Origin of the sequence: Kordiimonas sp. SCSIO 12603, from assembly GCF_024398035.1 — a bacterium.
Lineage (GTDB): Bacteria > Pseudomonadota > Alphaproteobacteria > Sphingomonadales > Kordiimonadaceae > Kordiimonas.
In genome coordinates this window covers 2,832,062-2,846,088 of sequence record NZ_CP073748.1, presented here as the reverse complement: position 1 = coordinate 2,846,088, position 14,027 = coordinate 2,832,062, and the positions used below count along the sequence as shown (strand labels likewise).

Annotated in this window: 12 protein-coding genes; 8 read left to right on the top strand and 4 right to left on the bottom strand. The window is 46.4% G+C overall.

All coding sequences use genetic code 11. From position 1 onward, the window contains the following. Positions 1–38 precede the first annotated feature (38 nt). From KFE96_RS13270 to KFE96_RS13260, 3 genes are all read left to right on the top strand, one after another. Positions 39–500, top strand: coding sequence for a YHS domain-containing (seleno)protein (locus KFE96_RS13270; RefSeq protein WP_255833036.1), 462 nt, complete (start codon positions 39–41; stop codon positions 498–500). A 159-nt stretch (positions 501–659) separates the two neighbouring features. Beyond that, positions 660–2,756, top strand: coding sequence for a 3-hydroxyacyl-CoA dehydrogenase NAD-binding domain-containing protein (locus KFE96_RS13265; RefSeq protein ID WP_255833035.1), 2,097 nt, complete (start codon positions 660–662; stop codon positions 2,754–2,756). 17 nt (positions 2,757–2,773) lie between these two features. Continuing rightward, positions 2,774–3,559, top strand: coding sequence for an SDR family NAD(P)-dependent oxidoreductase (locus KFE96_RS13260; RefSeq protein WP_255833034.1), 786 nt, complete (start codon positions 2,774–2,776; stop codon positions 3,557–3,559). A gap of 110 nt (positions 3,560–3,669) precedes the next feature. Here the strand turns inward: KFE96_RS13260 and KFE96_RS13255 are convergent, their stop codons facing one another. Both KFE96_RS13255 and KFE96_RS13250 read right to left on the bottom strand, forming a co-directional pair. Continuing rightward, complete coding sequence (locus KFE96_RS13255) at positions 3,670–5,850, bottom strand: TonB-dependent receptor (protein WP_255833033.1); 2,181 nt, start codon at positions 5,848–5,850, stop codon at positions 3,670–3,672. Between the two features lie 260 nt (positions 5,851–6,110). Continuing rightward, entirely contained in the window at positions 6,111–8,327 is a 2,217-nt protein-coding gene (locus tag KFE96_RS13250; RefSeq protein WP_255833032.1) for a TonB-dependent receptor, read from the bottom strand. A gap of 200 nt (positions 8,328–8,527) precedes the next feature. Here KFE96_RS13250 and sfsA point away from each other — a divergent pair, with 200 nt between their 5' ends. From sfsA to KFE96_RS13230, 4 genes are read left to right on the top strand one after another with little or no spacing between them, the layout of a single operon-like run. After that, positions 8,528–9,220, top strand: coding sequence for a DNA/RNA nuclease SfsA (gene sfsA / locus KFE96_RS13245; protein ID WP_255833031.1), 693 nt, complete (start codon positions 8,528–8,530; stop codon positions 9,218–9,220). A 29-nt stretch (positions 9,221–9,249) separates the two neighbouring features. Next, complete coding sequence (gene map / locus KFE96_RS13240) at positions 9,250–10,077, top strand: type I methionyl aminopeptidase (RefSeq protein ID WP_255833030.1); 828 nt, start codon at positions 9,250–9,252, stop codon at positions 10,075–10,077. A gap of 19 nt (positions 10,078–10,096) precedes the next feature. Further along, on the top strand, positions 10,097–10,786 hold the full coding sequence (gene radC, locus KFE96_RS13235) for a DNA repair protein RadC (protein WP_247021222.1): 690 nt from the start codon (positions 10,097–10,099) through the stop codon (positions 10,784–10,786). A gap of 21 nt (positions 10,787–10,807) precedes the next feature. Then, positions 10,808–11,257: an NUDIX hydrolase gene (locus KFE96_RS13230; RefSeq protein ID WP_255833028.1), complete on the top strand. Its 450-nt coding sequence runs from the start codon at positions 10,808–10,810 to the stop codon at positions 11,255–11,257. Here the strand turns inward: KFE96_RS13230 and KFE96_RS13225 are convergent, their stop codons facing one another. Further along, positions 11,258–12,157 carry a LysR family transcriptional regulator gene (locus KFE96_RS13225; RefSeq protein ID WP_255833027.1) on the bottom strand — a complete coding sequence of 300 codons (900 nt, stop codon included), beginning with the start codon at positions 12,155–12,157 and terminating at the stop codon, positions 11,258–11,260. A gap of 92 nt (positions 12,158–12,249) precedes the next feature. On the opposite strand from KFE96_RS13225, the gene KFE96_RS13220 reads away from it, so the two are divergent. Next, positions 12,250–12,528, top strand: a complete 279-nt coding sequence (locus KFE96_RS13220) for a DUF1330 domain-containing protein (RefSeq protein WP_247021227.1) — start codon at positions 12,250–12,252, stop codon at positions 12,526–12,528. A gap of 36 nt (positions 12,529–12,564) precedes the next feature. On the opposite strand, the gene KFE96_RS13215 is transcribed toward KFE96_RS13220, so the two are convergent. Further along, positions 12,565–13,854, bottom strand: a complete 1,290-nt coding sequence (locus KFE96_RS13215) for an amidohydrolase family protein (protein ID WP_255833026.1) — start codon at positions 13,852–13,854, stop codon at positions 12,565–12,567. Between the last annotated feature and the right edge of the window lie 173 nt (positions 13,855–14,027).

Below are 14,027 nucleotides of genomic sequence, written 5' to 3'. Positions count from 1 at the left end.
GGTGGTCTACCGCTTTGGGAAAATCAGGAGACATCCAAATGAAACTTCTAAGTAATTTTGTAAAAAGCATTGCTGCTTTGTTCGTATTCGTAGGTGCTGCTACTTCTGCAGCTAACGCTGACACTTCTACTTCACTAGTAGGCGTTCAAGGTTACGACCTTGTATCTTACCAGTCTGGTAAGCCAGTACGTGGTCTTGGTACTAACACTGTTGAAGTAGACGGCGTTGTTTACCAGTTTGCTACAAAAGAAAACCTAAAGAAATTTGAGAACAACCCAGCGAAATACCTACCAGCTTACGGTGGCTACTGTGCGTTTGGTGTTTCTAAAGGTAAAAAATTCATCGGCGATCCAAACGTATGGAAAGTTGTTGACGGTACTCTTTACCTAAACCTGAACAAAGACGTTCAGCGCATCTGGGAAGAAGATGTTCCAGGTAACATCACGGAAGCTAACGGCCAGTGGAAATCAATCGCTAACGTTCCAGCTGCACAGCTTTAATATCCAACTAACCTAACCCCCAAGGTTTAGTTGAACCGAGCGGAAGCCCTCACCAAATTGGTGAGGGCTTCTTTTTTGTGCTTGGCTGACGCACTGATTGATCTACTTCTTTCCTAAGACCTTATTTCGTTACGGCATTTGCACCATGGGAGGGGAGTTATGTCAGCAGTTTCAAGGAAAGATCACGGCCGCATCGCGGTTCTAATGGTAAACAACCCACCAGTTAATGCATTATCGCACAGCGTTCGCGAAGGCCTGCAAAATCATATGCGGGATTTGGCCGCGGATGATACTATTGAAGCGATTGTTGTTGCCTGTGAAGGACGGACCTTCATCGCTGGGGCTGATATTCGTGAATTTGGCAGCCCGCCTAAAGCACCACACCTTGGTGAAGTGGTTGACCAAATCGAAGCAATGGAAAAACCTGTTGTCGCGGCTATCCATGGTACTGCGTTGGGCGGAGGGCTCGAGGTGGCGCTTAGCTGCCATTACCGGGTTGCACTTTCATCTGCTAAGATAGGGCTACCAGAAGTGAAACTTGGTATTTTGCCGGGTGCTGGTGGAACTCAGCGCTTGCCGCGTATCGCGGGTGTTGATAATGCGCTGAATGCTATCGTAAGCGGTCAGCACTTTCCTGCCAAAATCGCTGCAAAATGGGGCGCTATTGATGAGATAGTTGAGGACAGCCTTGTTGAAGCAGCGATTAGTTTTGCTGAAAGAAAAATCTCTGATGGTCCGCGCCGTACTGGTGAGATCGAAATTGATGGCAGCAAATATGATGCTGATTATTTTGCAGGTTTTCGTAAATCTATTGCACGTCAAACCCGTGGTTACTTTGCGCCGGAACGCTGTATCCAGTGCGTAGAAGCTGCTGTATCCATGCCGCTAGCCGAAGGGCTGAAGCGGGAACGTGACCTGTTTATGGAGTGCATGAGCAATCCGCAAGCACGCGCGCTGCAGCATATGTTCTTTGCGGAGCGACAAGTGAGCCGTATTCCGGGTATTGATAAATCCACGCCACGTCGCGAAATTAAAAAGGTTGGTATCATTGGTGCCGGAACCATGGGTGGCGGTATCGCCATGAATTTTGTTAATGTGGGTATTCCGGTAACCATTCTTGAAGTACAGCAGGAAGCGCTTGATCGTGGTCTTGGTGTAGTACGCGGTAACTACGAACGCAGTGCGAAAAAAGGCAAACTTACACCAGAGCAGGTGGAAGACCGTATGGGATTGTTCACTGGGACACTTTCTTATGATGATCTCTCAGGTTGCGATCTTATTATCGAAGCCGTTTTCGAGAAGATGGAGATCAAGAAAGAAGTGTTTGCCAAACTGGATGCAGTCGCGAAAGATGGTGCAATTCTCGCTTCTAACACCTCGTATCTCAATATTGATGAAATGGCTGATAGCATTAGCCGTCCGGGTGATGTGATTGGCCTGCATTTCTTCTCTCCAGCTAATGTGATGCGTCTTTTGGAAATTGTACGCGGTGCGAAAACTGCGCCTGATGTGCTCGCCACATGTGTTGATTTGGCTAAGGCAATTCGTAAGGTTGGTGTCGTGGCAGGTGTTTGTCCTGGCTTTATTGGCAACCGCATGCTGGCGCCGTATGGCCGTGAAGCAAGCCTCAATGTAATTGAAGGCTGTGCGCCAGAGGAGGTAGATGCGGCGATCTTTAATTTCGGTATGCCAATGGGGCCAATGACCATGTCAGACATGGCTGGTCTTGATATTGGTTATATGAACCGTCAAAGCATGGGCCGCGAAAACTATGAAACCAAAGCATATGACTGGACAGACCGTGTGGTGGAAAGCGGCCGTAAAGGATTGAAAGTTGGTGCGGGTGTTTATGACTATGATGAAGGTAGCCGTACACCGAAACCATCAACTGATGTGATGGCAATCATTGAGGAAGAAAGCGCTAAACTCGGTATTGAGCGTAGTTCAAAATCTGCCGAAGAGATTGTAGAGCGTAGCTTCTTTGCCATGATTAATGAAGGTGCGAAGATCCTTGGCGAAGGTATGGCTTACCGTGCCAGTGATATTGATGTGGTTTATGCAAATGGATATGGCTTCCCGCCATATCGTGGTGGCCCGATGCACTATGCAGATAGCCTCGGCCTTGATTATGTTTACAAACGCATTTGCGAATTCCGTGAAGAAAGCCCTCGCTGGTGGGAGCCGGCACCTCTTCTTGAGAAGCTTGCAGGTGAAGGCAAAAGCTTCGCAGATTTTGATAAAGAAAACGCAGCATAGAGTAAGGTTTAAAGAATATGTCTAATGATTTTCTAACAAATATATTCAGCCTTGAGGGGCAAGTGGCACTTGTGGCTGGAGCTTCTTCAGGTATCGGGGCTGAATTCGCGTCAGCGCTCGCTAAAGCGGGGGCAAATGTTGTGCTTGGTGCACGCCGCACTGACCGTATCCAGAAACTTGCAGATGATATTGCGGCAGAAACTGGCCGTAAAACTCTGGCCGTTGCGCTTGATGTAACTAGTGGTGATAGTGTTCGTGCTGCATTTGACGCTGCGGAGGAAGCGATTGGTACTGTTACTATTATCTGTAACAACGCTGGTATCGGGCGCCCTAAATATGCGCTTGATGATACGGAAGAGGATTGGGATATCACAATGGAAACCAATCTGAAGGGGATGTGGCGTGTTGGAACGGAAGCAGCGCGCAGGATGCAGGCGGCAGGCAAGGGTGGCTCGATCATCAATACCGCATCTGTTCTTGGTCTTATGGTTGGCCCACAGCAGCTTACTTATGCCACAAGCAAGGCTGGCGTAATTCAGATGACCAAGGTAATGGCGCTTGAGTGGCAACGCTTTGGCATTCGCGTGAATGCGCTTTGCCCGGGTTATTTTAAAACCGAAATCAATGATAAGTTCCTTGAGAGTGATCTGGGGCAGCGTATGCTGAAAGCGACGCCAGCCAAGCGTCACGGGGAGTTAGCTGAATTGGTACCAAGCATGCTGATGTTTGCAAGCCCTGCAAGCAGCTTTACCACTGGTGTTGCTCTTCCTGTTGATGGAGCACATACGCTGCGTATCGCCTAGAATGCTTTAAAGTTTAAAGAAAAAGCCCGGCCGTTCAGGTTGGGCTTTTTTTATAAAAAAAACGGGAGCCACAAAGGCTCCCGTCTTAAATTTTAGATTAAGCGTTTAGCTTAGAAACGTGCACCGAAAGAAACACCAAACACTTGTGGCTCGTTTACAAAACCAGTGTTGTTGTTGAAGTCGATAATACCTTTAAGGTTTGCTTCGTTTGTTACGTTACGGCCAAACACAGCTACTTCATACTGACCGTCGTTCCAGCGGTAACCTGTGCGTAGACCAAGCTCAAAGTTGCCGCTTGTGTTGAATTCTTCTGCTGCATAAAGAAGCAGGTTCGTATCACCTTGTAGAGCATAATCTGCAAAGATGAAGAATTCGCCATCGTCGCCTACTGGCTGGTGATAGTCAGCTGTGAAGTTAACTGTCCAGTCAGGTGCCTGTGGTAGCGGGTTTCCGTCGATGATAGCAAAGCCGTTCGCATCAACAGGGTTCGTTACTGTACACTGCTGCGAGCCACATGTTGGGATACGGATGTTTGTATCGTTGATTTCTGTATTAGCATAACCAACACCAGCGGTGATCGTCAGGTTCTCAGAAGCTAGCCATTCAATGTCTGTCTCGAAACCGTAACCAATAACTTCTTCAAGGCTTTCAAGGCGTACACTGTTATCAGCACCACCAACAGCAGTTACCTGAAGATCAGATACATCATAGTAGAATACAGCACCATTCCAGCGAAGTGTGTTTTCAGCGAGCACCGCTTTGAAACCAGCTTCGTAAGAAATGATTGTTTCTTCAGGCGCTGTTGTTGGAACACCGAAGAATGCTACGTCACGAGACTGAATTGTTGGTGCGCGGAAACCGCTTGCAACACGGGCGTAAACAGAGAGATCGTCGTTTACAACGTGGTTCACGGCTGCGTCCCAGCTAACGTGATTGCCGTCTAGCTCAACAGTTGGAAGCTGTGAATCAAATGCACCTGAGAATGCATCAGCTGTTTTTTCGTCGTCTGTGTAGCGAATACCAACTGTTAGAGTAGTGTCCTGAGTGAAGTCATAAGCAACTTGACCAAATACCGCCCATGTTTCGTTCTGGTGGCGAACAGTTGAGTCAGGTACAAAGAACGGACGTGTACGAACTGTGAAATCACCATCGAAGTAGTAGAAGCCTACTTGATAGAAGAGATTGTCAGTTGCCTGTTGAGATAGACGAAGTTCTTGAGTGAACTGGTCCAGATCATCAAGGCCATCTTGTGTTGCTGATTGGAATGGGATAACGCCAGGGCCGGTTGGGTTACCGCCATCGATATCGCCGCGGCTGAAACCTTCTGCGTTTTCATATGCAGTTACAGATGTAATGCTCATGCCGTTCTCAAGGTCATACTCCAGTTTCAGGCTTGTGCCCCACTGGTCATATTCTTGAGGGTTATTTGCTTCATCATCAAAGAAAACAGTGTCGCGATCGAAGTTATCATTCAGATCGTTGCTACCTGTTGTCAGGATGTTTGCGCGGAATACAGCAGCTGTACCTTCAATGGAACGTACGTGAACATTTGCAAGTGCGCGGAAATTGTCCGTTGGATCAAACTGAAGCTGTAGACGTGCCGCTTTTTCATCAAAGCCGCCTAGAGCATCACGTTCGCCTGTGAAACCATTGTCAATATAGTCACCACGGCGCTGGTATAGACCAGAAACACGAGCAGAAACTTTTTCAGAAATACCACCGCCGAGAGCAGCTTCTACAGTTGTCGTGCCAAACGAGCCATAACTTGCAGATACATAGCCTTCAGTTTCTTGAGTAGGCTTACGTGTATCGAATTTGATGATGCCAGCAGGTGTGTTGCGGCCAAAGAGTGTTCCCTGTGGGCCACGAAGTACTTCTACACGGTCAACGTCGAAAAGCGGGAAGCTCTTCAGAATTACGTTTTCCATTACCACGTCATCAACAATTACAGATACTGGCTGTGAAGCTGCTAGATCAAAGTCTGTGTTACCGAGACCACGCAGGTAAAAACGTGGTGCTACACGGCCGTTTGATGATTCAGCGTTCAGGCCTGGTACGCGTGAGGAAAGAAGACGAATATCTTCACCACCAGCGGAGAAGTTATTCAGCTTTTCACCACCGATTGCTGTGATAGAAATCGGAACATCCTGGAAGCTCTGCTCACGCTTTTGCGCGGTTACAACGATTTCTTCAAGAGCAAGTTCTTGCGCTGAAACTGCACCGGTTGTCAGTGCAAGCATAGAACAGCCCAGAGCCAGCTTGGCTACTTTTGAAAGTGGCGTATTGTTCATGTGTGTTTCCTTATTCAAAGGCAATTTAAACTAAAACTAATTGCTTTAGGGCGGGGTGAAGCAAAACCTAACAGACTTCAATGTCCCCACTTATTCACGCGCGACAGTGTGCATAAGTGTCACTGAATTGCCACGCAAATTTAACAATCAAGGGAGGCTGAGGGTTTCCTGCGTCTGGAACTGTTGCGAAAACACCACGTCTTGATTGGGTTTTGTTTCCTCAGGTAGGGCTATCGCAACCCTACCTGAGGATTTATTTTCTAAAGGCCGCCAAAGCGCTTTGTGAAGCGCAGGCCAAATTCACTGCGGTCATTACTGCGAACAACGCCAACGAAACCGTGGAATGTGTTGTTCAAACGACCTTGGTCATAAACTTCATTGAATACGTTTTCACCGTATAGATCGATGCTCCACGTACCATCTTCGCTGAGATACTGAATGTTGAAGCCAAACAGATCACGAGCCTCTAAGAGCTCAGTTTCTGAATTAACAACCTGACCGAACATATCGTCGCGGAATGAATAATCAGCCTGGAAACTTAGCTCAGCGCCGTTTGAAAGAACTGTACGGTAGCCTGTTACAGCAGAAATGGTCCACTCAGGAGCAAGCGGTAGTTTATCGCCTACTGAAATACCAAGTACTTCACCTTCAAGCTCACGAATTTCTGCATCAAGATAGCCAATGCTTGTGTTGATGTAGAAGCCATTATCGAAGGAAGTTTTAGTTTCCAGTTCGAAACCACGGCCGCGTGCTTTCGCTGCGTTACCGGCACGTGTAACGAAACCGCCTGCTTGAGGTTCTGAAACCTGTACAACGAAATCATTGTAGTTTGTTGTGAAAGCAGAAGCGAGTAACAGGAAGTTATCTGTGATTTGGCTCTTGAAACCAATTTCATAGTTAATTGCTGTTACTTCATCAAACGGATCAAACTGTGCTTCACCGCCGAACGGACGAGGAGGTACACCACCTGTTTGGTAACCACGTGCAACTGTTGCATATACAGATGTTTTTTCATCAATTGAGTAATTGATGTTGGCATCCCAGGTTACAGCGCTTGAATCAACTTCTTCAAAGTCGCGTACACCGCCAAAGCTTGGGAATAGGGCGTTCGCTTCTTTGCTATCATCAGAATAACGAAGACCACCACCGATCGTTAGCTGTTCGGTTACATGGTATGAACCGTTAGCGTAAATAGCGATTGCATCTGTTTCCTGTGCAAGTTCGAAGAAATCACCATTTGCGATTGTGCCGATTGTATCAACCGCACCGTTGAACGGAGCGAAGTTAAACGGGCCAGAGAAGTTTTCACCATCTTCATTAAAATAGAAGAGGCCAGTTACAAGGTCGAAGTTATCCCAGGAACCATTTACCTGTAGCTCAACGCTATACTGCTCAGCTTCACCTGTTTCAGGGAATTCAGAGAGATTGAAGGCTGTGGCATCATCGTCCAGGCCACCAGTATATTCTGTTCTGCGCCAGCTACCGATGAGTTTAGCATCAAGGTTTTCTGTCATTGCCCATTCGGCAGTAACAGAGGCACCAACACCGTTGCTTGAAGTGCTTTCGATGCCTGGAACAGTTGTCGCTAGATCATCTGGGTCAGCAGGCAAATCAGCTGCTGTTAGTGTTGGGAGGCCAAAACCTGGAACCGGGTCACCAATAATTTCAATAGTGTATGGTGATTGGCCAGAGTTGTTGTCTACACCGTCAAATGCGAAGAGAAGGGAGAAATCGTCAGATACATCCCAAAGAGCTGCAACACGGCCACTGAACTCTTTTTCTTCACCAATTTCAGCTTCTGGGTTTGGCAGATTTACTGCTTCACCAACACCACCACGGTGCTTGAAGTTACCTGTAAGGGAAACTGCGAAATTGTCTGAAAGGCGTGTGTTTGCATAAAAACCAGCAGCATAACGTTCGCGAGTACCGATTGTTGCGTCTACTTCAACGCCTTCTTCATCACCTGGGCGACGTGTCACGATATTTACAGCGCCACCAAGGGTGTTTCGGCCATAAAGTGTACCTTGAGGGCCACGAAGAACCTCAACGCGTTCAATGTTTTTCAGTGTAAGGTTAGAGCCCATCTGGCGACCAAGATATACACCATCAATATAAACACCAACGCCTGGGTCTGTGGTGATTAGGTGATCCTGAATACCAATGCCGCGGATAAATACTGCGGCAGCCGATGTGTTACCAACACCAAAACGCGATACGTTTAAGTTAGGTACGTACTTCCCAACATCGTCAAGGTTACTTACGTTCAGAGCCTTCAGGCCTGTTTCACCAAAAGATGTTAGGGATGTTGGGGAGTCAAAAATAGATTCCTGACGCTTACGAGCCGTTGTAACGAGGATTTCCTCGAGTACATTATCAGTTGCTTGAGAGCTATCTTGCGCAGAAACGGGGGAAATGCCAGGAGCACATGCCAACAGGGCTACTGATCCTAGGAGACCTAGGCGTCTAGTTGCTTTCATGAGTTAGTCCTTACTGAGCCATTCATTATAATTTATTCTTGAACAGCGGCCTTTAAATATGCGTTATTCCTCTTTGACGCACACAAGACACAGTTGTCCAAATATGTTTGTAGCAGCGAGATTACAGACCTTGACCAATTAGTCAATAATGCCGCCTTGGGTAATTTGTTAAATAAATATTACAGAAATATTAAACGACTATGATTTACGATATCGCCTTAACCAAAGGTACTTTAATTAAACGCTACAAGCGATTTTTAGCTGATGTTGAGCTTGAAACCGGTGAAGTCGTTACGGCTCACTGCGCAAATTCAGGTTCCATGTTAGGACTAAAGGATGAAGGGAATACGGTTTACCTTTCTCCGAATAACAATCCAAAAGCAAAGCTTGATTGGCGGTGGGAGCTGGTCGATGTGGGGTCCAGTCTAGTTAATATCAATACATCTCGTCCTAATGCGCTTGTAGAAGAAGCTATTGCAGATGGCACTGTTGTTGAGCTTCAAGGCTTGGAAAGCATGCGACGAGAAGTAAAATATGGCGGCAACAGTCGAATTGATATTCTGCTCGAAGGGCCGGGCCTGTGTTATGTTGAGGTAAAGAGTGTTACCCTGAAAGAAGGCAAAGGGGCCATTTTTCCTGATAGTGTAACCGCACGTGGTACCAAGCACCTAAACGAACTGATGGATATGGTGAAAGAGGGGCACCGTGCCGTTATGATGTATTTGGTTGGCCGTAGTGACTGTGAATATTTCGCACCAGCAGATGAAATTGACCCGACATATGCAAATACGCTAAGAGAAGCGGTAAAAGCTGGTGTTGAGGTTCTTTGTTATACATGCGAACTTTCACCGCAAGGAATTACAGTAAAAGGCACGCTTCCCGTAAAGCTTTAAGATGCCTCGAATAGTAAGGTTTATTTGAAATGACATATGTTGATGCAGCAACGGCACCGTCATCCCGCACAGGCGCTATTAAGTTATATGGCCCTGAGGCATTTGAAGGTATGCGCGCTGCTGGTCGCTTGGCCGCTGAAACTCTTGATTTTATAACACCACATGTTCAGCCGGGCATTACAACCGAAGAATTGAACACGCTCTGCCATGATTTTATTCTTAAGAATGGTGCTACACCAGCGCCGCTTAATTATCGTGGATTTCCAAAATCAATTTGTACATCCATTAACCATGTGATTTGCCACGGTATTCCCGGGCCAAAGAAACTTAAGAATGGCGATACGCTTAATATTGATGTGACAGTTATTCTGGATGGTTGGTTTGGTGATACAAGCCGTATGTTCTTTGTCGGTGAACCAAAATTATTACCAAAGCGCTTGTGTCAGGTAACGTTTGAGGCCCTGTGGAAGGGTATTGAGGTTGTAAAGCCTGGCGCGCATCTCGGTGATATCGGTGCCGCCATTCAGGAGCATGTGGAAGCACACCGCTACAGCGTTGTTCGTGATTTCTGTGGTCACGGTATCGGGCAGGTATTCCATGATGAACCAAGCGTTATGCATTACGGCACTAAAGGTTCAGGCCCTGAGCTTAAACCGGGTATGTTCTTTACAATTGAACCTATGGTGAATGCGGGTAAACCAGCTTGTAAAGTACTAGGAGATGGCTGGACAGCTGTGACACGGGATAAATCATTGTCGATGCAGTTCGAACATACGCTTGCTGTAACCGAGGATGGCTATGAGGTCTTCACCAAATCTCCTAAAGGGTGGGAATTCCCACCTTACGCACTCGATTAAGAAGGAATAAAGGCTGCTTATGGGGGAAGAAGCCAAAAAAGATCATCGGAGCGGGCACCGGGCCCGCTTGCGAGAGCGGTTTTTAAAGGGTGGACCGGAAGGCTTGCCTGATTATGAACTTCTGGAACTTATTCTTTTCCTCGCCATTCCCCGGCGGGATGTGAAACCCCTAGCAAAAGAACTAATTGCTCGCTTTGGCAGTTACGCTGCTGTTCTCTCCGCTGATGTGGAAGCATTGCGCGCCGCACCGGGACTTGGTGAAACCGCAGTAGCAGCAATTAAATCTGTTCAAGCTTCAGCGCTGTATCTCTCGAGGGAACAAGCAAAGGAAAAACCGGTTCTTTCCAATTGGGCAGCCGTTCAAAACTATCTTCAGGGGGCAATGGCCCATCTGACACGTGAACAATTCCGAGTATTGTTTCTGGACCGTAAAAATACCCTCATTGCCGATGAAACGCTTAGTGAAGGGACGGTTGACCAAACGGCTGTGTATCCGCGGGAGGTGCTGAAATCAGCACTTCAGAACGATGCGTCAGCGTTGATCCTTGTTCACAATCACCCCTCCGGTGATCCAACGCCCAGTAAAGCTGATATGGTGATGACACAGGAAATTAAAGAAGCTTGTGGTAAGCTCTCAATACAGGTACATGACCATATCATTATTGGGAAGTTCGGGCAGACCAGTTTTAAAAAACTCGGGCTTTTATAATCAAGCTTTGGAGAGCTCAGGGTGTATTGGCAGCAAATCGAAGAATCCAAAACGGATTTGGAAAACCTACCTGTTTCCGCGAAAGTCGTTGTTGTTTCAAAGGACGGCAAAGTGCTTGTACTCCGTAAAAGCAGCGGCATCGTTGACTTACCAGGAGGTAAGGTAGAGAAGGGTGAAAACCTTTTTGAGGCTATGGAACGTGAACTTAAGGAAGAAGTTGGCTTTAAAGCCAAGAACTTTCAGTTCGTAACCAGCTGGGTGAAAACCAATAAATCGCTGGGCGACCGCTTGGTAATTGTATTTGAAGCGCACCTAAAGAAAAAAGCCAAAAAAATGGAAGTGAAGCTTTCAGATGAGCATATCTGGGGTAAATTCCTGTGCCCTGAAGGTGTGGATGAAATTGGTGATATGCCGCTTGGTTACGGCAACGCAATTGGCTTGTGCTTTAACCGGTTTAAAGTGAACCAATAATCACACAGCGGTTGATCGCCGCATATGTAAATTAATCAAGTCATAAAGCCTGCTGATATGAGCGGGCTTTTCTCTTTTGTAGCCATGTAGGAAATAAAGTGGCCATTCTTTCCCTGAGTATTCAGGTGCTATCGCTTTCAGTTTTCCTGTGAGCAGATACTGGGTAACCGCAATTTTAGGTGCGAAAACGAAGCTTAAGTCATGTAGGGCAAGATGAATAGCTGAGCTTAACGAGTTACATTCACTGGTGCGTTTAGGGGTGATAGCGAGCCTGCTGTCTCGTTGAAACAATTCTATAGTCTCCTTTTGCCACGGAGCCTTGGCCCATGGCATGCCTCCTAGTTTTGTTAGGCGGTTATCTATTGAGAGTTTTTCTATGAATTCTGGTGTTGCGAATAATTGTTCTTTGAGAGGTGGAAGACGAAGAGCGCGGTAGTCACTGTCGGGTAGAGTGCCGCTGAAAAGCGCGATGTCTATATTATCATCGATCAAATCTAGCGGAGCATCAGTGATGTTAAGCTGCGGTGTAATATCTGGATATTCTTCTGCGAACTGTTTTAAAGACGGCAGTAATACACTGGTTTCTAAGGAATAAGGAGCTGTGATTGAAAGAGGGCCAGTTGGCTTTGTTTGTTCTTTATGAATGTCTTGGAGAGTTTCATTTACCTGCGAATTGAGTGCGGAACAACTTACCGCAAGCTTTGCTCCGAAAGGTGTCAGGGATATCTTTCGTGTGCTTCTGATCATGAGCTGCATCCCCAGTTCTTTTTCCAAACGGGAAATGCTGAGGCTAACAGCAGCCTTGCTGAGGTTTAACTGTTTTGCAGCGCTTGTGAACGAAAGCTGCTGTGCAACTTCAGCGAAAATCAGTAAATCAGATGTAAGTTTTATATTGTTCATAATATTAAACACTATGTCTTATTATTGCATATTGTTAAATATATTAGCTCTCCATAAATAAGCTTCAAGATCATTCACTAATGGAGCTTGAAATGACTGCTTATGTAATTGTGGAACTGGAACCTAAAAATCCTGAAAAAATGGCTGAGTATAGCGCGCTTGCGGCACCGCTCGTTGCTGCCTATGGCGGTGAGTTTATTGCTAAAGGGCCGGCTGAAATATTGACCGGAGAATTAGGTAAGCCTGTAAAAGTTCTGATTTCTTTCCCAAGTAAGGAAAAAGCAAAAGCTTGGTATAATTCTGATGACTACCAAGCGATTGTCCCAACAAGAGATGCTGGAATGGATAGTAATTTTACTCTTATAGGATAAGAACGAAAGAGGGCTGCATATGCAACCCTCTAATCTTTATTTGTTACGTGCAGCGATATCTGCGAGTTTTGCATCAATATCGGCACGGCTATACCAGCGGCCCGCAGCCATTACCCCAGCTTGTTTGAAAAGGTTTTTAGAGTTTTCAAGCGGGTTGGCATCTAAAAGTAAAAGGTCGGCACGCATACCTGCCTGAATGGTGCCAAACCGATCTTTACCTTTAAAGTAATCTCCGGCATTGCGGGTGCCAATCACGAGCATATCTTCTGGTGTAACACCAGCTTTGATAAGGGCTTCAATCTCGCGCCAGATAGAGAAACCTGGCACGCTATACAGTTGTGGTGCATCACTGCCCAGCACTATGTTTGCGCCTGATTTATATAGTTCTGCCAGCATCCGGTTCCGGTTATCTTTGATATAGGAATTCGCGCGTCTGTTGATCGCTTTAATGCGGTTATGCCAATTACCCCGTGTCTCTGGTGAAACATATTTATTTTCAAAGCGGCGATTAAGGCGGATAACATCACCACCGCCGATAAGGATGTTGAATAGCGGTTGGGTGGGCACAATCCACGACTTGAACGCGTTATTATACTGTTCAACAACATGTCTAATCTGTTCGTCAGATAAGCGTTCGTCAGAACCTCCAGCCAATTGAATGAAACCATCCATATGGTCGATAGATGCTTGCCCTTTGTTGAGAGCATGAATAAGGCCAACGTCTGCTGGCACATGACCACCAAAGCCGATGCCAACTTCATGAGCTTTCTTTGCGATTGAATCATATTCTTTAAGCGTTAGGCCAGGGTGGATTTTAAGAAGATCCCATCCTTCATTTTTATAGCGTTCAACGAGTTGTGCACCTTGCTCCGGTGAACTCACTGTGCTGCCATTCAAGCTCGGTGCAGCAAGATAAAGTGTAGGGCCATCAAGCACACCCTCTTTTATCATCTGCCGCATTTCGAATTGAACAGGGTTACCCAGCATACCGCGTACGGTGGTAACGCCGCCAGCTAGGTATAGGAATAGAGTATCTTTGGCTTGTTGTGAGTTAGCTGCCCCTTGAGGAAGATGTCCGTGCATCTCGGCCAAGCCGGGGATCAGGAATTTTCCTGTGCCGTCTATGATTTCTAAATTCGAAGCGTCTTTGGGGTCATAGCGCCCATTGCCGATATATTCGATCCTGTCACCGCGAATATAAACATAAGCCCCTTCAATAACCTCATCGCCCTTCATGGTGATGGCTGTTACATTTGAAATGAGCGTGTCTGCAAACGCAGAAACGCTAAGCAAAATAGACGCTAGCAGGCTAAACGCCAGTCGCATGATATCCTCCCTCAATAATCATGAGTGTTAGCATAACACAGCAGGTGTGGAGGTTCTGTCAATAATGCTATGAAGGGTGATCACAAGCTTGCGATGTGAAGGCTTTATGCAGAATTACTGCAAACGGTTCATCAAAGTTTCTTTTGTATTTATCGGTATTTGCCGTAAGTTTC